Here is a 17,277-nt window from a genome sequence, read left to right on the forward strand (position 1 = left end):
CGCCCACCGTAGGGCCGCGGCAGCGCCGTCCTCCGCCTCCACCTTGACAGCGACTTGGTCACACGACCAAGTTGGCCGCATGACCAAGAGCTCTCACGGCGCGGGCATCGACTGGTCGCTACCGGACGGGCCCCCGGACTGGCTGCTGGGCAGCGGCGCGGTGCCCGCCGAGCGCCGGCTGGTCGCAGCGGCGGGTGTCGTGGCCACCGGGGCGGTGCTCGCCGTGGCCGCCGTCCAGGACGTCCCCTGGTCGTGGTGGCAGTGGGCGCTCGTCGTCGTGCTCACCGTGGACGTCGCCGGGGGTGTCGTGGCCAACGCCCTCGGGTCGGCCAAGCGCCTCTACCACTCCCCGGTCCCGCCGGGGCTGCCCCTGCCGCAGCGCGTCCTCCGCAGCCCCGTCGGGTTCGCGGCGGTGCACGTGCACCCGTTCGTCCTGGCCGCGCTCCTCCCCGACGCCACCGCGGTCTGGGCGGCCGCCTGGTACGTGCTCTGCCTCGCCGGCACCGCCGCGGTCGTCGGCGTGCCCCTGTACCTGCGGCGGCCCCTGGCCGCGGCGGTCGGAACGGTCGCGGTCGTCGCGGCGCCGCTGGTCACGGCGCCCGCCGGGCTGGCCTGGTTCGGCCCGGTCCTGGCCCTGAAGCTCGTGGCCGCGCACGCCGTCCGCGAGGAGCCCTACCGGCCGCCCGGCGGCTGAGCACCCGTCGTGCCGGCCTGCGCTGTGTGCGCACGGCGCGGGCCGGGCGGCGCCGCGACGACGCCACGCGCACGGATCGCGGCCGCGCGGCGCCGGTCGTCAGCGGCGGGGCAGCCCGATCAGCACCTCGTCCTGCTCGAACGGCGGGCCCGCCGGGTGGGGATCGCCGTCACCGACCTGCCGCGCCGCCCGCCACTGACCGGGTGCCCAGGCGCGGGTCAGCAGCCCGTCCTCCGACAGCGCGACGAGGGCGCCACCCTCGGTCGCCAGCAGCCCGGCCTCGATCCGCTCGTCCTCGCCCTCGGCGGTCTGCACCGTCCAGATCGGCATCCCGTTCTCCCCCCTCGCGGCACCGCCCCCGGCGCCCGGTGCGAGCAGACAACGGGGCCGGGTGCCCGGGTGCAACCCTCCCCCGGCGCGCCATGGCGGTTTGTAACGGAACGACAGAGGACGGATCGCAGGCGACGTCAGTCGTCCTCGTCGACCCAGTCGAGCGTGCGGGAGACCGCCTTCTGCCACTTGCGGTAGTAGCGCTCGCGCTGCTCGACGGGCATCTGCGGGGTCCAGCGGCGGTCCTCGGCCCACTGCGCGGCCAGCTCGTCGCGGTCGGCCCAGAACCCGACCGCCAGCCCCGCGGCGTAGGCGGCGCCCAGCGCGGTGGTCTCGGCGATCCGGGGCCGGACGACGTCGACACCGAGGACGTCGGCCTGGAACTGCATGAGCAGCTCGTTGACCACCATCCCGCCGTCGACCCGCAGCTCGCGCAGCGCCACCCCGCTGTCGGCGTCCATCGCCTCGACCACCTCGCGGGTCTGGTAGGCGGTGGACTCCAGCACCGCCCGCGCGACGTGCCCGCGGTCGACGTAGCGGGTCAGCCCGACCAGCGCACCCCGGGCGTCGGAGCGCCAGTGCGGGGCGAACAGCCCGGAGAAGGCGGGCACGAAGTAGGCGCCGCCGTTGTCCTCCACCGAGCGGGCGACCGCCTCGATCTCACCGGCGCCGCCGATGAGCCGCAGGTTGTCGCGCAGCCACTGCACCAGCGAGCCGGTGACCGCGATCGAGCCCTCGAGGGCGTACACCGGCTTCTCCTCCCCCAGCCGGTAGCACACCGTGGTGAGCAGGCCGTTGTCGGAGCGGACCGCCGTCTCCCCGGTGTTGAGCAGCAGGAAGTTGCCGGTGCCGTAGGTGTTCTTCGCCATCCCGGGCGTGAAGCAGACCTGCCCGAAGGTGGCCGCCTGCTGGTCACCGAGAGACCCGGCGATCGGGACCCCGGCCAGCGCGCCGCCCTTGCGCCCCTCCCCGTAGACCTCGGAGTTGGAGCGGATCTCGGGCAGCATCGACAGCGGGATCCGCAGCTCCGCGGCGATCGACTCGTCCCACTGCAGCGTGGCCAGGTCCATGAGCAGCGTGCGCGAGGCGTTGGTGACGTCGGTGAGGTGCAGGCCGCCGTCGGGCCCGCCGGTGGCGTTCCACAGCAGCCAGCTGTCGATCGTGCCCATCAGCAGCTCGCCGGCCTCGGCGCGCTCCCGGGCGCCCTCGACGTTGTCGAGGATCCAGGTCACCTTCGGCCCGGCGAAGTAGGTGGCCAGCGGCAGGCCGGTGCGCTCCCGGTACCGCTCCGCGCCGCCGCCGAGCTCACCGAGCTGCCGGCAGATAGCGTCGGTGCGGGTGTCCTGCCAGACGATCGCGTTGTACACCGGCTCGCCGGTGGTGCGGTCCCAGACGACGGCGGTCTCGCGCTGGTTGGTCAGCCCGACGGCGGCCAGGTCACCGGCGACGGCGTCGGCGCGGGCCAGCGCCAGCCCGACGACGTCGCGGGTGTTGCCCCAGATCTCCACCGGGTCGTGCTCCACCCACCCGGCGCGCGGGAACACCTGCCGGTGCTCCTCCTGCGCCGAGGCGACGACCGACCCCGCGTGGTCGAAGACGATGCAGCGGGTGCTCGTCGTCCCCTGGTCGATGGCGGCGACGTACCGGGTCAACGCTGACCTCCAGGCTGGGATCGGACGGGTTCAGGCGGACTCGGCGAACGGCCGGATCTCGGGGGCCTGCAGGCGGGCGCGCTCGGCGGAGCTGTCGTCGGGCATCGCCTCGGCGGCCCGCTCGGCCTCGACCCGCGCCAGGTAGGTGGCGATCTCGCGCTCGCGCTGCTCGTCGTCCCAGCCCAGCAGCCGGGCCATGAGCTCCGCGGCGGGGCGGGCCGACGCCGTCCCGCGGTCGGCCTGCTCGTAGGACAGCCGGGTGCGGCGGGTGAGCACGTCCTCCAGGTGCAGCGCGCCCTCGGCGGTGACGGCGTAGACGACCTCGGCGCGCACGTAGTCCGGCGCGCCCTCCAGGGGCCGGCCGAGGTCGGGGTCGGCGTCGACCAGGGCGAGCAGCTCGTCGACGAGGCTGCCGTAGCGGTCGAGCAGGTGCTCCACGCGGGTCTCGGTCCAGCCGTGGGCGCGGGCGAGGTGCGCCTTGCGGTTCCAGCGCACCCGGTAGCCGTCGGCGCCGGCCAGCGGCAGCTCCTCGGTCAGCGAGGCCGGGACCGGCGCGTCGGGGTCCTCCCCGGGGGCGCGATCGGCCAGCGCCATGTCGACGACGTCGCGGGCCATGACCCGGTAGGTCGTGTACTTGCCGCCGGCGATGACGGTCAGCCCCGGCCGCACGGTGGCCACGGTGTGCTCGCGGGACACCCTCGTCGTCGCCGCACCCTCCTCACCGACCGGCTGCAGCAGGGGCCGCAGCCCGGTGTAGACCCCGACGACGTCGTCGCGCGACAGCGGCCGCTCGAGCACCTCGTTGGCCCGCTCGAGGAGGTAGTCGACGTCGGCGGCGGAGGCGACGGGGTGGTCCTTGGCCAGGTCCCAGGGGGTGTCGGTGGTGCCGATCACCCAGTGAGTGGGCCACGGGATGATGAACAGCACGCTCTTCTCGGTGCGCAGGATGATCCCGTCCTCGCCGGCGATGACCTCGCGCGGGACGGCGATGTGCACGCCCTTCGACGCCCGCACGGTGAGGCCCTGGGCCCGGAAGAGCTCCTGGGTCTGGTCGGTCCACACCCCGGTGGCGCCGACGACGTGGCGCGCCCGGACGGTCAGCTCGCGGCCGGTCTCCAGGTCGACGGCGCGCACGCCGGCGACCCGGCCGCCCTCCTCCAGGTAGCCGACGACCTGGGTGCGGCTGGCGGCCAGCGCGCCGTGGCCGACGGCGGTGCGGACCAGCACCTGCACGAGGCGGGCGTCGTCGACCTTGGCGTCCCAGTAGCGGATGGCGCCGACGGCGGCGTCCTCCCGCAGCGACGGCGCCGCCCGGCGCAGCGCCTTCCTCGACAGGTGCCGGTGCAGCGGCACGCCCTGTCCGCCCGCGCGGCCGAGCAGCCCGCCGAGGACGTCGTAGAGCGCGATGCCGGCGCCGGTGTAGGCCCGCTCCCACACCCGGTGGCGCAGCGGGTAGAGGAACGGCACGGGGTGCACCAGGTGCGGGGCGAGCCGGCCGACGAGCAGGCCGCGCTCGTGCAGCGCCTCGCGGACGAGCGCGAAGTCGAGCATCTCCAGGTAGCGCAGCCCGCCGTGGACGAGCTTGCTCGCGCGGCTGGAGGTGCCCGAGGCCCAGTCGCGCTGCTCGACCAGGCCCACGGTGAGGCCACGGCTGGCCGCGTCGAGGGCGGCGCCGGCGCCGGTGACCCCGCCGCCGATCACCAGGACGTCGAGCACGTCGGCGGACATGCGGGCGAGGGCGCGCGTGCGGACCTCGGGCGAGAGGGCGGTGGACACCGGGCAGCACTCCTGGGTGGGGACCATGGCGGTGCGCGGGCCCGGGACCGCGCACACCCGCGAGTCTCCCCCACCGGCGAGGCCGGCGGGGTGCCCGGTGGGCCGCCGACGGCGTTAGCGTCGCCGCGCGGGCACGAGGGAGGACGGCGATGCACAGCGACCGGATGCACACCCACGCGGCGGACACCCACGCGATGGACACCGCGGAGTACCTGCCGGCGCTGAGCCGCACCGACGCCCGCTTCGCCGACGCCGCCGCCGAGGCCGTGCTGGCCGCCGGCTGGCGGGCGCCGGTCCCCGGCTGCCCGGACTGGACGCTCACCGACCTGGTGCGCCACCTCGGCGAGGTCCAGCACTTCTGGGCCTGGGTGGTGCGCACCCGCGCGACCTCCCCGGAGGGCTACCCCGAGCCGCCGCGCCACCCCGACGACGAGCTGCTCGGCTGGTCGGTCGCGCAGGCGGCGGAGCTGGAGACGGCGCTGGCCGCCGCCGACCCCGCCGACCCGGTGTGGACGTGGGCGCCGCCGCACGACGTCGGCTGGGTGCTGCGCCGGCAGTGCCACGAGGCGGTGGTGCACACCGCCGACGTCGAGCAGGTCCTCGGCGACGTCCGGCCCATCCCGGCCCGGCTCGGGCTCGACGGCCTCGACGAGTGGCTGGAGGTCATCGTCCCCGGCGCGCTGCCCGACGGGCCGCCACCGGGCGCGCACCCGGTGGTGCTGCACGCCATCGACGCCGGGGTGGAGCGGACGCTGTTCCCCGGGTCGCGCCCGCACCCGGTGGCCACGCTGCGCGGCACCGCCGGCGACCTGCTGCTCACCTGCTGGCGGCGGCTGCCGCTGGAGGTGCTCACCGTCGACGGCGACGGCCTGCAGGCGGCGGCGATGATCGGCGCCGTGCGGTCGGAGTGAGCCCGCTCGGGGCCGGTGCTCGGGGTCCGCGCTCAGGGCCAGGTGCGGGCGTGGCGCTCGAAGGCCTCGCCGGTCTGGACGCCGACCACGCAGAACACCAGCCCGGCCGGGTCGGTCATCTGCCAGAACGAGCCCATGTCGGCCTTCCGCCGGGCGCCGAGGGCCTCCAGCCGCGCGACCTCGGCGGGGATGTCGTCGGTCTCGACGTCGACGTGCCAGCGCGGCGGCGTCCCCTCCCCGGTGCGCTGGACCTCCAGGGACACCGCACCGCCGAGGAACCCCAGGGAGTTCCAGGCGGGGTCGGCCATGTCGGGTTCAACGGGGTTGCCGGTGGCCGCCGACCAGAAGTCGAGCCCGGCGGGGTGCACCTCCGGCGGCAGGTCGAGCAGCAGGACGGCGAGGCGGCTGCGGTGCGGCATGCCGGTCAGGCTGGCAGAGCGCGTGCAGGCGCGCCGTGTTCCGGCACGCGGAACGCCGCACGAGCGCACCCGTTCGCGAAGCGGTGTGCTCTTCCGGCGTCCGCAGAGCGGTGACTGCGCCATCCGCGCACACCACCTCGGCGGAGCCGAGCGCTCAGAAGGGCGGCCAGGGCAGCGCGGGCCAGTGCCCCGACGGCTCGGGGTGCAGCTTGCTGCGCAGCAGCTCGGCCACCCGCTGCTGCGTGCAGCGCACCTCGCGGCGGGTCAGGTGCTCGTGCAGCGCCTCGCCGAGGTCGCCGCGCAGGTCCTCGGCCAGCCGCTCGAGCACCTCCAGCGCCGCCAGGGGCAGCGGCTTGCCCGCCCAGCGCCACAGCAGGGTGCGCAGCTTGGGGTCGGGCGAGAAGCAGATGCCGTGATCGACGCCGTACACGTGGCCCTCGGCCGTCGGGATGATGTGCCCGCCCTTGCGGTCGGCGTTGTTGACCACGGCGTCGAACACCGCCATGCGGCGCAGCCCGGGGTGGTCGGTGCGGACGAAGGCGGCGAGGTCGACGTCGGGGTCGCCGTCGATCCACAGCTGCACCATGCCGGGGCCGAACGGTCCCTCCCGCAGCACGGTGGGCGGCACGACGCCCCACCCGGTGGCCTCGCTGACCAGCGCCGCCGACACCTCGCGGCCGGCCAGGGTGCCGTCGGGGAAGTCCCACAGCGGCCGCTCGCCGGCGACCGGCTTGTACACGCACTCTGCCTGCAGCTCGGCGGTGCGGATGGCGCCGACCAGCGTGACGTTGCTGGCGTCGAGCATGCGGCCCTCGAGGTCGATGTCCCCCTCGAGCAGCAGGGCACGTGCCTCGGCGTCGCTGCCCGGCGCGCGCAGCTCCTGCGCCGGCTGACCGCTGGTCATCGCACCGGCCCCGTGCTCAGCGGCGGTAGCCGTTCTGCCGCGGGCACACGTGCCCGGTGGGGTCCAGCGGCAGCGAGCACAGCGGGCAGGCGGGGCGGCCGGCGGCGACGACGCGGCGCGCCCGGGCGACGAAGGAGCGCGCCGCGCCGGGGGTGATGGTGACCCGCAGCGCGTCGGGGCCCTCCTCGGCGTCGGAGAGGATGGCCTCCTCGTCGACCGGCTCGTCGGTGGCAGCCACCGCCTCCACGACGACGGCCTGCGCCTCGCCGTCCCAGGCCAGCCCCATCGCCGCGACGCGGAACTCCTCGTCGACGGGCGCGGTGAGGGGGTCGAGGTCGTCGACGTCGGCGGTCGCGGGGACGGCGGTGCCGGGCCGGGAGGCGATCTCGTCGAGCAGCTCGTCCATCCGCTCGGCCAGCACCTGCACCTGGGACTTCTCCAGCGCGACGCTGACCACGCGGCCGTCGTCGTCGGAGGCCTGCAGGTAGAAGGTGCGGTCCCCCGGCTGACCCACCGTGCCGGCGACGAACCGGGTCGGACGCTCGAAACGGAAGACCTGGCGCGGCACGCTGCCAGGTTACGCGGCGGTACGGACACCGGCCGCGACGTCGGGGACCGCGCCGTCAGGTCGCGCCGGCTCCCCCGCCGACGACGGCGTCGGAGTCCCGGCCCCGCCGGCGGCGGGGCCGCTTCTTGGGCGGGACGAGCGCGGCGACGTCGCCGCCGGTGTCGTTGACCCGGACGACGAACGGGCGGGTCTCGGTGTAGCTGACCACCGAGATCGACGACGGGTCGACGACGATCCGCTGGAAGGCGTCCAGGTGCAGCCCCAGCGCGTCGGCGAGGACGGCCTTGATGACGTCGCCGTGGGAGCAGGCCAGCCAGACCGCGTCGGGGCCCAGCCGGGCGTTCCACTCGCGGACGGCGGCCACCGCGCGGGCCTGGGTCTGGGCCAGCCCCTCGCCCTCGGGGCCGGGGAACACCGCGGCGGAGGGGTGCTGCTGCACGACCTTCCACAGCGGCTCCTTGACCAGCTCCTTGAGCGCCCGCCCGGTCCAGTCGCCGTAGCGGGCCTCGCCGAGCCGGTCGTCGGTCTGCAGCTCGAGGTCGCGGCCGTCGAGCACCGCCCCGGCGGTCTGCCGGCAGCGCTCGAGCGGGCTGCTCACCACCGCGGCCAGCGGCACCGGCGCGAGCCGGGCGCCCACCGCGGCGGCCTGCGCCTGCCCCGTCTCGTCCAGCTCGACGCCGGGGCTCCAGCCGGCCAGCACCCCGCCGGCGTTCGCCGTCGTCCGGCCGTGTCGCAGGAGGATGACGGTGGTCACGGAGCCGAGGGTAGGGGACCGGCGCCGTCGTCCTCCCCCACCGCAGGGGATCCTCCCGCACCGCAGCGCGTCCTCCCCCACGTCCCACCGTGCGGGAGGACGCCCCACGATCAGGTCACCTGATCGTGGCGGGGGCACCTCAGTTCGGGGCGAGCACCCCGGCGCCGACCAGCGCCAGCAGCGCCAGGCCGAGCACCACCCGGTAGACGACGAACGGGGTGAAGGTGCCGCGGTCGAGGTAGCGCAGCAGCCAGGCGATCACCGACAGCCCGACGCCGAACGCGATCGCGGTGGCCAGGACGGTCGGCCCCCACGAGATCGTCTCGCCCTCGACGCCGCCGGTGAACGTCTCGTAGACCTGGAAGAAGCCCGAGCCGAGCACCGCCGGGATGGCCAGCAGGAAGGAGTACCGGGCGGCGGCGGCGCGGGTGTAACCGAGGAACAGGCCCATCGTGATGGTGCCGCCGGAGCGGGAGACGCCGGGCACCAGCGCCATCGCCTGCGCCAGCCCGAACAGCAGCCCGTCGCGGACGGTGAGCTGGCGCAGCTCGCGGTCCTTGCGGCCCACCCGGTCGGCCCAGTAGAGGACCAGCGAGAACGCGACCAGCGCGATCGCCACGATCCGCAGGTCGCGGAACGTCGTCTCGATGTCGTCCTGGAACAGCAGCCCGAGGACCACGATCGGGATGCTGCCGATGATGATCAGCCAGCCCATCCGGGCGTCGGGGTCCGACCGCTTCGAGCGGTCGGTCAGCGCCCGCAGCCACGCGACGACGATCCGGGCGATGTCCCTGCGGAAGTACAGCAGGACGGCGGCCTCGGTGCCGATCTGCGTGATCGCGGTGAACGCCGCCCCCGGGTCACCCCAGCCCGACGCCTCCCCGACCACCCGCAGGTGCGCGCTGGAGGAGATCGGCAGGAACTCCGTCAGCCCCTGCACCAGCCCCAGGACGATCGCCTCGAACCACCCCACGCCGCTCAGCCCCGGCGGCGGGTCGGACGGCGGACAGGGCGGGACGGGGGTCGCGACGGCACGGGGGGTCAGCCTACGGCGGCCGCCGCGGCCGGCCCGGGCACGACCCGGCGCGCGCCGTCCACACCCGCCGCGCCCCCCGGCTCCCGTCGTCCGGCGGCGGTAGGTTGGCCCGTCGTGGAACAACGGGCGCTGGGGCGCAGCGGCCTGGTCGTCTCCCGGCTGGCGCTGGGCACCATGACCTGGGGCCGGGACACCGACGAGGACGAGGCGGCGATGCAGCTGACCGCCTTCGTCGACGCCGGCGGCACCCTGGTCGACACCGCCGACGTCTACTGCGACGGCGACAGCGAGCGCACCCTCGGCCGGCTGCTGGCCGACGTCGTCCCCCGCTCGGAGGTGCTGCTGGCCACCAAGGCGGTCGGGCGCACCGGGCCCGGGCCGCTGGGCCGCGGCGCCTCCCGCGGGCACCTGCTCGGCGCGCTGGACGCCTCGCTGCGGCGGCTGGGCGTCGACCACGTCGACCTGTGGCAGCTGCACGCCTGGGACGACCTCACGCCGCTGGAGGAGACCCTCGCCGCCTGCGACGCCGCCGTCGCCTCCGGCCGGGTGCGCTACGTGGGGGTCAGCAACTTCACCGGCTGGCAGACCGCGCAGGCGGCCACCTGGCAGCGCGCCTGGCCCGGGCGGACGCCGCTGGTGAGCACCCAGGTGGAGTACTCGCTGCTGCAGCGCGGCATCGAGCGCGAGGTGGTGCCCGCCGCCGAGGCGCTCGGGCTGGGCGTGCTCCCCTGGTCGCCGCTGGGCCGCGGGCTGCTCACCGGCAAGTACCGCACCGAGACGCCGGAGGGCTCCCGCGGCGCCTCCGCGCAGTGGGCCGGGTTCCTCGACGACCTGCGCTCGACCACCGCCGACCGGATCGTGGAGGCCGTGGTCACCGCCGCCGACGGCCTGGGCACCACCCCGCTGGCCGTCGCGCTGGCCTGGGTGCGCGACCGGCCCGGCGTCGTCGCCCCGGTGGTCGGCGCCCGCACCGCCGCGCAGCTGCAGGAGTCCCTCGACGCCGACGCCGTGCGGCTGCCGGCGGCGATCCGCACGGCGCTCGAGGACGTCTCCGCGCCGCACTTCTCCTACCCCGACCAGCGGGCCGCCCGATGACCACCCAACCGGCCGGCACCGCGCCGTCCCCCGCCGCGCCCGACCCGGTCTTCGCCGCCTTCTGCGCGGCCGGGCTGTGGCCGAGCCTGGGCAGGCGGGCGGCCGCCGAGCTGCCCGCGGCCGGCATCACCACGCCCGACGACGTCACCGTCGCCAGGCTCCTCAAGCTCCCGCGGGTGGGCAAGCAGCGCGCCGAGCGGCTGTTCTCCTCCTTCCTGGCCGCGGCGCCCACCTACGACGTCGTCACGCTGCTGGTGCGGGCCGGGCTGGAGGCGAAGCTGGCGTCCTCGGCCGCCGACACCCTCGGCGACGACGCCGCCCGCCGGCTGCGCGACGACCCCTGGGCGCTGCTCGGCCTGCACGGGGTCACGCTCACCGACGCCGACCGGCTGGCGATCTCCGTCCTGCCCGGCGCCGACCGGCAGGACGGCCGGCGCGGCCGCGCGATCGTCGTCCTGACGCTGCGCACCGCCAGCCGCGACGGGCACACCGTGCTCCCGGCCGACCTGGTGGTGGCCGCGCTGCGCGCCGAGGGCGTCGCCGACCCGGCGGCGGCGATCGTGGCGGCGGTGGAGTCCGGCGACGTGCTCGACCACGACCCGCCGGAGCCGGAGGAGGACGAGGACTCCGACACCGAGCCCCCGGAGCCCGACCCGGCGCTGCGCACGCTGTCGCTGGCCCGCTACGGCATGGCCGAGGAGGCCGTCGCCGAGGGCGTGGCGCGGCTGGCCGCCACCGCGGAGCGGATCGCCGACCCCGCCGCGGTCCGGTCGGTGGCCAAGGGCCTCGACGAGGCGCAGAAGCAGGCCGTCGCGCAGGTGCTCGGCGCCGGCGTGTCGCTGCTCACCGGCGGTCCGGGCACCGGCAAGAGCCGCACCGTGGCCGCCGTCGTGCGGCTGCTGCGGGCCAAGGGCACCGAGGTGGCGCTGGCCGCCCCCACCGGCCGGGCGGCCAAGCGGCTGGAGGAGCTCACCGACCACCCGGCGGTGACGGTGCACCGGCTGCTGGGCGCGCAGGGCTTCGGCGGCGGGTTCACCCGCAACGAGGAGTGGCCGCTCGACGCCGAGGTCGTCGTCGTCGACGAGGCCTCGATGCTCGACGTCGAGCTCACCGCGGCGCTGCTGGAGGCCTGCCCCGACGGCACGCACCTGCTGCTCGTCGGCGACCCCGCGCAGCTGCCCTCGATCGGCCCGGGCCACGTGCTCGGTGACCTCATCGACTCCGGCGCGGTGCCGGTGACCGAGCTGACCACGCTCTACCGGCAGGCCGAGGGCGGCGCGATCGCCCGGCTGGCGTCGGCGGTGCGCACCGGGCAGCTGCCGCCGGTCGACTCACCCGACCGCGAGGTCGTCGTCGTCCCCGCCACGGGCAGCGGCGAGGCGGCGCGGCGGGTCGTGCAGCTGGTCACCGACTCCATCCCCCGGGCGCTCGCGATCGAGCCGCGCAACGTGCAGGTGGTGACGCCGGTGCACCGCGGGCCGGCCGGCACGATCGAGCTGAACCGGGCGCTCAAGGAGCGGCTCAACCCGGGCGAGGGCACGGTGTTCGGCTTCGACGTCGGCGACCGGGTGGTGGCCACCGCCAACCACCTCGACCTGGAGCCGATCGGGTTCGCCAACGGCGAGGTCGGCGTGGTCACCGCCACCGGCGAGGGCTCGCTGACCGTCGACTTCGCCTCCGGGCCGGTCACCGTGCCCGGCGACGCGCTGCCCGACCTCAAGCACGGCTGGGCGATCACCGTGCACCGGGCGCAGGGGTCGGAGTGGCCCGGCGTCGTCGTGGTGCTGCCGCCGGAGGCCGGCGGGATGCTGTCGCGGCCGCTGGTCTACACCGCGCTCACGCGGGCGCAGCAGCACCTGTCGATCGTGCACGCCTCGGGCGCGGCGCTGGCGCGGGCGGTGCGGGAGGTCGACGTCCGCCCGCGGCGCACCCGGCTGGCCCGCCTGCTGCGCGAGGACGCGTCCCAGGCATAGGAAGCTCTCCGCACGTCCTGGGGCCCGGGACGTGGGGAGAGCCTCCTATGCCTCGCGGGTCCCGGCGCGCAGGGCGCACAGCAGCCGCGATGTCGCCGCGTCGACCTGCCCGGCGCAGGTCAGCGGGCGCGCGAAGGGCACCCGGACGTCGCGGTGGCCGCCGGCGCCCTCGACGCGCAACCGGTAGCCGAACCGGTCGAGGCCCAGCGGGCGCGCCGTCTCCCCCGCCGCCACCGACACCCGGCTGCGCAGCACGGCGAGCACCTCGGGGTGGTCGCGGTCGAGGTGGCGCAGCAGCCGCTCCTCGATGCCGGCCAGGGGGTCGGGGCGCGCGGCGGCGTAGTCGGCCGGGGAGACCTCCGCGCAGCCGGGGCCCTCGCGCAGCACCACCTCGGCGAGGTCCAGGCGCAGCAGGGTGGCCGCGCCGCCGACGTCGAGCAGCGCCTCCTCGGGGCGGACCTCGGCGAAGGCGACGGCGGCCGCGCGCCGGTCGGCCTCGGCGACCGGGGTCAGCCAGCCCGACAGCCAGAGCGTGGCGCGCACCGGGTCGCGCAGCGGCACCGGAGCGCGGTCGCTGACCATGAGCAGCGCGCTGACGTCGGGCGTGCGGTCGAGGGCCGCGGTGACCTCGCCCTCGCCGGGGACCAGCACGAGCACCTGACCGGCGACGGTGGTGGCGTGCGCCAGGGGGCGGCTCGGGTCGCACCCGGCGAGGCAGAGCGCGGCCGCGGGCCGGGTGGCCACGGTCCGCGCCCGCTCGGGAGCGGCGGCCACCGGCAGCGCCTGCGGACCGTTGCAGGTGGTCATGGCTCCCCCAGGGCGTCGAGTTAGGGAAGCCTAACCAGAGTGGGTCGCCCTGGGAAGCGGTCGCGCCGCTCAGGAGGACGGCGGCCCGCTGTTGCGCTCGATCGCCCGGCGCGGGCCGGTCGCCACCCGCCAGGCCGGGTACGCCAGGAGGACCGGCCAGAGCACCGCACCGGCGAACGGCGACAGGGCCTCGGCCCAGCCGGCCTCGGCCGCCCGCGACAGGGCCTCGGCCCAGCCGGCCTCGGCCGCCCGCGACGCGAGGCCCGCCCCGGCCACGAGCAGCACCGCGGCCCACGCCAGCAGCCGGACCCGCCGCCGGCGCGCCGAGCGCGGCCGGGCGGCGTCCAGCACGACCTGGGTGCTGCGCGCCCAGTCGAGGACGGCGGGCCCGCAGCCGCGCGTCGGTCAGCTCCGCCCCCAGGTCGCCGCCCCCTCGACCTGCGCGGCCTCGGCGAGCCTGAGGCCGTGCCGGCGCACCAGCTCGCGGTAGGGGTCGGGCTCGGCACCGGGACGCAGACGTCCCCAGAACCGCCGCCCGCCCAGCCAGGACGCCAGCAGCGGCAGCCCCACGAGCAGGACGACGATCGAGACGACGGCGGCGGTCACGCCGGCGATCGTCGGGACCGCCGTCGGTCGGCGCGACGCGCTCCCCCGATCGGGTGCCGCACCCCACGGGCGCGGACGGGGCGGCTCAGAGCGAGCGGTCGTCCTCGTCGTAGGGCACGTCGGCCTCCTGCTCGAGGACGTCGGCCTCGTTGGCGTCGACGTCGCCGACCGACCGCAGCGACCCGGCCGCGCCGGGAGCGGCGGCCAGTTGCTGCTCGAGGGCGTCGGCCTCGGGGACGCCGTCGGCGATCGGGTCGGCCTCCCCGGCCAGCTCGGGCGCGGCCGGTTCGAGGAGCGCCTCCTGCTCCGCGCGGTCGGCGTCGCTCGCGGTACCGGGATCGGTCACGGGTCCTCCTCGTGCTGCGGACGGTGCTGGGGAAGGCGCTGTCCATCCTGCCGCCCGACCGCAGCGGGAGCAGTCCGGGAGGCGGCCGACACATGACCGGCGGGTGTCGTGCGTGGCACCATCGGCCGGGTGAGCGCGGCCGACGACTGGGAGTACGCGCCGCTGCGGATCCCGCCGGGTACGTCCCGTTCCGCAGCGGCGACCATGCTGAGCCTGCAGGTGGACGTCGGCGGCTGGGAGCTCGCCCGTCTGCAGCTGCACGCCGACGGCACCCGCAAGGCGATCCTGCGGCGCCGGGCGCGGCTGTCCTACCTGCCGATGCCCGTCACCTGACGCCCGCTGGTTTGGGTCCTACCCAAGTCAGCACTTGACCTCGGGTCAAACGAGGTCCACGCTGCGCCCATGACGCAGGGCACGTCCGCCACGCGGGCCGGTGCCGTCGAGCGCACCCGCGAGCGCATCCTCGCCGTCGCCCGGCAGCGGTTCGTGGACCTGCCCTACGACGAGGTGCGCCTCGCCGAGATCGCGGCGAGCGCCGGGGTCACCCAGCAGACGCTGCTCAACCACTTCCGGTCCAAGGAGGGGCTGCTCCTCGGCCTCGTCGAGGTCCTCCGCCCGGAGATCGAGGCACTGCGCGGCCGCGCGGTCCCTGGCGACGTCCCGGGGTTCGTCCGCGGCCTGGTGCGCCAGTACGAGGCCCTCGGTGACGCCAACGTCCGCCTGCAGGCGGTCGGCGAGCGCATCCCCGCCCTCGGGGCGGCCGTCGAGCAGGCCCGCGCGCACCACCGCACCCTCCTCGAGCAGGCCTTCGCGCCGGACCTGCCCGAGGACCTCCGGGCACGGCGCCGCGTCCTGGCCGCGCTCTACGCGGCCACCGACGTCCACACCTGGAAACTCCTCCGCCGCGACCTCGGGCACTCGCGCGCCGAGTCGACGGCGGTGCTGACCCACCTGGTCCGGGCCGCCCTCGCGACGGCCCCGTCCTGAGGAGGCAGGCGTGCACGTACAGGTCGCACTCTGGGACGGCGGCGGCACCGTGCCCGCGGAGGTCGGCGTGGTCCGGCGGCTGGTGGCCCGCGGGCACTCGGTCAGCGTGCTCGCCGATCCCACGCTAGAGCCCGAGGTCCTCGCAACCGGGGCCACGTTCCGGCCCTGGCGGGAGGCGCCGCACCGGCGCTCGCCGGCCGACCGCGACCTCATCGACGACACCGCCTGCCGGACACCGCTGGAGGTGGTCGACCGGATCCTGACCCGGTTGGTCAGCGGCCCGGCGGGCGCCTTCGCCGCGGAGGTGCGGGCGGCCCTGGCGCAGCGACCGGCCGACGTGGTCGTCGCCAGCGGCGTGCTGCTGGGGGCGCTGGCCGGCGCGGAGTCGCACGGGACCCCCGCCGTGGCCCTGTGCGCCAACGTCTACAGCCGGCCCGCGGCCGGGCTGCCGCCCTTCGGCACGGGCCTGCCTCCGGCGCGCGGGCCGCTGGGCCGGTCCCGGGACCGGCTGCTCAACGCGCTGGTCACCCGGGCGTGGAACCGCGGCCTGCCGGACCTCAACGCCGCCCGGGCCGACCTCGGGCTGCCTCCGCTGCACGACCTGTGGGAGCAGTGGGACCGCGCGGCACGCGTGCTCGTGCTGACCTCCCCGGCGTTCGACCTGCCCGCGCGGCTCCCCGGCAACGTCCGCTACGTGGGGCCGGTGCTCGACGACCCGGTGTGGGGTGCACCGGTCGGCGCACCGCCCGGAGAGGAGCCCCTGGTGGTCGTCGGGCTGTCGAGCACGTACCAGGCGCAGGAGGACGTGCTCCGCCGCGTCGTGACCGCCCTCGCCGCGCTCCCCGTCCGCGCCGTCGTCACCACCGGTCCCATGATCGACCCCGCGGGCATCCCGGGCGGCGACCGGATCGCCGTCGTCCGCGCGGCGGCCCACGGCCCGTTGTTCGCGGCAGCCGACGTCGTGGTCACCCACGCCGGGCACGGGACGCTGCTCAAGGCCCTCGCGGCCGGCGTCCCCACGCTGTGCCTGCCGATGGGGCGCGACCAGAAGGACAACGTCGTGCGAGCCCGGCGCCACGGCGCGGTGGTGGCCCTGCGGCCCGGCGCCGCGCCCGACCGGATCGCCGCTGCCGTGCGCAGGCTGCTCGACGACTCCGGCCACCGACGCGGCGCGCAGTCACTCGGCGCGCGGCTGCGCGCCGATGCCGCCGGCTCGTCGCTGGTCGAGGAGATCGAGCGGTGCGCCGGGACCGGCGCCCACCGCGGCCGGCGGACGCCGGCCTGATCCGCCCCCCTCCCCGTCAGGGGACGAGGACGACCTTGCCGACCGTGCCGCGGTCGGCGAGTGCGGCCAGCGCCTGCGGCGCCTGCTCCAGCGGGAGCACCTGGCCGACCAGCGGGTCGATCGCCCCGTCGGCGACCAGCCGCACCAGCGCCTCGTGCGTCTGCCCGATCACGGCCGGGTCCTTCTTCTTGTACAGGCCCCAGTGCAGGCCGACGACGCTGTAGTTCTTGACCAGCGCGTGGTTGGCCGGCGCCTCCGGGATGCGGCCGCTGGTGAACCCGACGACGACCAGCCGGCCCTCGAACGCGATGCACTTCCGGCTCTTGTCGAACACGTCGCCGCCCACCGGGTCGTAGACGACGTCGGCGCCCTCGCCGCCGGTGACCTCCTTGACGACGGGGACGAAGTCCTCGGCGGTGTAGTCGATGACGTGGTCGGCGCCGAGCTCGCGGCACACCTCCACCTTGTGCGCGCCGCCGGCGGTGGCGATGACCTTCGCGCCGGCGGCTTTGCCGAGCTGGATCGCCGCCGACCCGACGCCGCCGGCGCCGGCGTGCACGAGCAGCCACTCCCCCGCCTGCAGGTTCGCGCGGCGGTGCAGGCCGACGTGGCCGGTCTGGTAGGTGAGGTAGAGCGCGCCGGCCTTCTCGTCGCTCAGCGAGTCGGGCACCGGCCAGGCGTCGTCGGCGTTCATCAGCGCGTACTCGGCGAAGGCACCCGGACCCCCGGCGGGGCTGCCGATGACCCGCCGGCCGTCCTCGGTCTCCCCGCACAGCTCGACGCCGGGGGTGTAGGGCAGCGGCGGGCGCTCCTGGTACATGCCGGCCGCCATGAGGACGTCGGGGAAGTTCAGCGCCGCCGCCCGCACCTTCACCAGCAGCTGCCCCTCGGCCGGGGTGGGCGTCTCGACGTCCTCCAGCTGCAGGACCGTCGAGGGGTCGCCGAGCTCGTGTACCCGCCATGCGCGCATGCGCCCGACCCTGCCAGACGCCCGGTGACCGCCGTCACCGGCCCCGGCGGGGCGCCCGCCGGGATCAGGTGACCTGATCGTGGGGGGGGGGGCCCCCCCCCCCCCCCCGCCGGGGGGGCCGCCGCCGGGGGGGGGGGGGGGCCCCCCGCCCCCCGGGTGGCCGA

The 17,277-nt window shown here is 76.5% G+C and carries 20 protein-coding genes; 7 read left to right on the top strand and 13 right to left on the bottom strand.

Going from position 1 to position 17,277, the window contains the following annotated elements; all coding sequences use genetic code 11:
* Window positions 1-79: 79 nt before the first annotated feature.
* Window positions 80-694, top strand: a complete 615-nt coding sequence (locus ACI780_RS15000) for a hypothetical protein (protein ID WP_456872545.1) — start codon at window positions 80-82, stop codon at window positions 692-694.
* A gap of 99 nt (window positions 695-793) precedes the next feature.
* On the opposite strand, the gene ACI780_RS15005 is transcribed toward ACI780_RS15000, so the two are convergent.
* From ACI780_RS15005 to ACI780_RS15015, 3 genes are all read right to left on the bottom strand, one after another.
* Entirely contained in the window at window positions 794-1,024 is a 231-nt protein-coding gene (locus ACI780_RS15005; RefSeq protein ID WP_456872544.1) for a hypothetical protein, read from the bottom strand.
* A 137-nt stretch (window positions 1,025-1,161) separates the two neighbouring features.
* On the bottom strand, window positions 1,162-2,676 hold the full coding sequence (gene glpK, locus ACI780_RS15010; RefSeq protein ID WP_457003839.1) for a glycerol kinase GlpK: 1,515 nt from the start codon (window positions 2,674-2,676) through the stop codon (window positions 1,162-1,164).
* Window positions 2,677-2,706: 30 nt separating this feature from the next.
* Window positions 2,707-4,509, bottom strand: coding sequence for a glycerol-3-phosphate dehydrogenase/oxidase (locus ACI780_RS15015; RefSeq protein ID WP_457003841.1), 1,803 nt, complete (start codon window positions 4,507-4,509; stop codon window positions 2,707-2,709).
* A 92-nt stretch (window positions 4,510-4,601) separates the two neighbouring features.
* Here ACI780_RS15015 and ACI780_RS15020 point away from each other — a divergent pair, with 92 nt between their 5' ends.
* Window positions 4,602-5,363: a maleylpyruvate isomerase family mycothiol-dependent enzyme gene (locus ACI780_RS15020; RefSeq protein ID WP_456872442.1), complete on the top strand. Its 762-nt coding sequence runs from the start codon at window positions 4,602-4,604 to the stop codon at window positions 5,361-5,363.
* A gap of 32 nt (window positions 5,364-5,395) precedes the next feature.
* Here the strand turns inward: ACI780_RS15020 and ACI780_RS15025 are convergent, their stop codons facing one another.
* The 5 genes from ACI780_RS15025 to ACI780_RS15045 form a co-directional block, all read right to left on the bottom strand.
* Complete coding sequence (locus tag ACI780_RS15025) at window positions 5,396-5,782, bottom strand: VOC family protein (RefSeq protein ID WP_456872443.1); 387 nt, start codon at window positions 5,780-5,782, stop codon at window positions 5,396-5,398.
* A gap of 154 nt (window positions 5,783-5,936) precedes the next feature.
* Window positions 5,937-6,686: an SCO1664 family protein gene (locus ACI780_RS15030; RefSeq protein ID WP_456872444.1), complete on the bottom strand. Its 750-nt coding sequence runs from the start codon at window positions 6,684-6,686 to the stop codon at window positions 5,937-5,939.
* 16 nt (window positions 6,687-6,702) lie between these two features.
* Window positions 6,703-7,254, bottom strand: coding sequence for a DUF3090 family protein (locus ACI780_RS15035; protein ID WP_456872445.1), 552 nt, complete (start codon window positions 7,252-7,254; stop codon window positions 6,703-6,705).
* 55 nt (window positions 7,255-7,309) lie between these two features.
* Window positions 7,310-8,008: a histidine phosphatase family protein gene (locus ACI780_RS15040; protein ID WP_457003844.1), complete on the bottom strand. Its 699-nt coding sequence runs from the start codon at window positions 8,006-8,008 to the stop codon at window positions 7,310-7,312.
* A gap of 139 nt (window positions 8,009-8,147) precedes the next feature.
* Entirely contained in the window at window positions 8,148-8,981 is an 834-nt protein-coding gene (locus ACI780_RS15045) for an undecaprenyl-diphosphate phosphatase (RefSeq protein WP_457003846.1), read from the bottom strand.
* A 177-nt stretch (window positions 8,982-9,158) separates the two neighbouring features.
* On the opposite strand from ACI780_RS15045, the gene ACI780_RS15050 reads away from it, so the two are divergent.
* Both ACI780_RS15050 and ACI780_RS15055 read left to right on the top strand, forming a co-directional pair.
* The gene (locus ACI780_RS15050; protein WP_457003848.1) at window positions 9,159-10,139 is read left to right on the top strand and encodes an aldo/keto reductase; all 981 of its coding nucleotides are present in this window, start codon (window positions 9,159-9,161) and stop codon (window positions 10,137-10,139) included.
* Window positions 10,136-12,112, top strand: coding sequence for an AAA family ATPase (locus tag ACI780_RS15055; RefSeq protein ID WP_457003850.1), 1,977 nt, complete (start codon window positions 10,136-10,138; stop codon window positions 12,110-12,112). The genes ACI780_RS15050 and ACI780_RS15055 overlap by 4 nt, the downstream gene beginning before the upstream one ends.
* A 45-nt stretch (window positions 12,113-12,157) precedes the next feature.
* Here the strand turns inward: ACI780_RS15055 and ACI780_RS15060 are convergent, their stop codons facing one another.
* The 4 genes from ACI780_RS15060 to ACI780_RS15075 form a co-directional block, all read right to left on the bottom strand.
* Window positions 12,158-12,919: a DUF2470 domain-containing protein gene (locus ACI780_RS15060; protein ID WP_457003852.1), complete on the bottom strand. Its 762-nt coding sequence runs from the start codon at window positions 12,917-12,919 to the stop codon at window positions 12,158-12,160.
* A gap of 69 nt (window positions 12,920-12,988) precedes the next feature.
* Window positions 12,989-13,270: a hypothetical protein gene (locus ACI780_RS15065; RefSeq protein ID WP_457003854.1), complete on the bottom strand. Its 282-nt coding sequence runs from the start codon at window positions 13,268-13,270 to the stop codon at window positions 12,989-12,991.
* Window positions 13,271-13,324: 54 nt separating this feature from the next.
* The gene (locus ACI780_RS15070; protein WP_457003856.1) at window positions 13,325-13,525 is read right to left on the bottom strand and encodes a hypothetical protein; all 201 of its coding nucleotides are present in this window, start codon (window positions 13,523-13,525) and stop codon (window positions 13,325-13,327) included.
* Between the two features lie 85 nt (window positions 13,526-13,610).
* Window positions 13,611-13,871: a hypothetical protein gene (locus tag ACI780_RS15075; protein WP_456872452.1), complete on the bottom strand. Its 261-nt coding sequence runs from the start codon at window positions 13,869-13,871 to the stop codon at window positions 13,611-13,613.
* A 129-nt stretch (window positions 13,872-14,000) separates the two neighbouring features.
* On the opposite strand from ACI780_RS15075, the gene ACI780_RS15080 reads away from it, so the two are divergent.
* The 3 genes from ACI780_RS15080 to ACI780_RS15090 all read left to right on the top strand — a co-directional run bounded on the left by ACI780_RS15080 (window position 14,001) and on the right by ACI780_RS15090 (window position 16,143).
* Window positions 14,001-14,204 carry a DUF5703 family protein gene (locus ACI780_RS15080; RefSeq protein ID WP_089404027.1) on the top strand — a complete coding sequence of 68 codons (204 nt, stop codon included), beginning with the start codon at window positions 14,001-14,003 and terminating at the stop codon, window positions 14,202-14,204.
* Window positions 14,205-14,273: 69 nt separating this feature from the next.
* Entirely contained in the window at window positions 14,274-14,858 is a 585-nt protein-coding gene (locus tag ACI780_RS15085) for a TetR/AcrR family transcriptional regulator (protein WP_457003859.1), read from the top strand.
* A gap of 10 nt (window positions 14,859-14,868) precedes the next feature.
* A complete protein-coding gene (locus ACI780_RS15090; RefSeq protein ID WP_457003861.1) occupies window positions 14,869-16,143 on the top strand; it encodes a nucleotide disphospho-sugar-binding domain-containing protein in 1,275 nt (424 codons plus the stop codon).
* A 16-nt stretch (window positions 16,144-16,159) separates the two neighbouring features.
* Here ACI780_RS15090 and ACI780_RS15095 read toward each other — a convergent pair whose 3' ends face one another.
* A complete protein-coding gene (locus ACI780_RS15095; RefSeq protein ID WP_457003863.1) occupies window positions 16,160-17,113 on the bottom strand; it encodes an NADPH:quinone oxidoreductase family protein in 954 nt (317 codons plus the stop codon).
* Window positions 17,114-17,277 lie beyond the last annotated feature (164 nt).

This window comes from Geodermatophilus sp. SYSU D00814 (assembly GCF_054050055.1).

Coding starts and splice junctions, on each gene's coding strand:
- ACI780_RS15025 (WP_456872443.1), bottom strand. CDS start 5,782: ATGCCGCACCGCAGCCGCCTCGCCGTCCTGCTGCTCGACCTGCCGCCG.
- ACI780_RS15030 (WP_456872444.1), bottom strand. CDS start 6,686: ATGACCAGCGGTCAGCCGGCGCAGGAGCTGCGCGCGCCGGGCAGCGAC.
- ACI780_RS15055 (WP_457003850.1), top strand. CDS start 10,136: ATGACCACCCAACCGGCCGGCACCGCGCCGTCCCCCGCCGCGCCCGAC.
- ACI780_RS15060 (WP_457003852.1), bottom strand. CDS start 12,919: ATGACCACCTGCAACGGTCCGCAGGCGCTGCCGGTGGCCGCCGCTCCC.
- ACI780_RS15095 (WP_457003863.1), bottom strand. CDS start 17,113: ATGCGCGCATGGCGGGTACACGAGCTCGGCGACCCCTCGACGGTCCTG.
- ACI780_RS15005 (WP_456872544.1), bottom strand. CDS start 1,024: ATGCCGATCTGGACGGTGCAGACCGCCGAGGGCGAGGACGAGCGGATC.
- ACI780_RS15085 (WP_457003859.1), top strand. CDS start 14,274: ATGACGCAGGGCACGTCCGCCACGCGGGCCGGTGCCGTCGAGCGCACC.
- ACI780_RS15000 (WP_456872545.1), top strand. CDS start 80: ATGACCAAGAGCTCTCACGGCGCGGGCATCGACTGGTCGCTACCGGAC.
- ACI780_RS15020 (WP_456872442.1), top strand. CDS start 4,602: ATGCACAGCGACCGGATGCACACCCACGCGGCGGACACCCACGCGATG.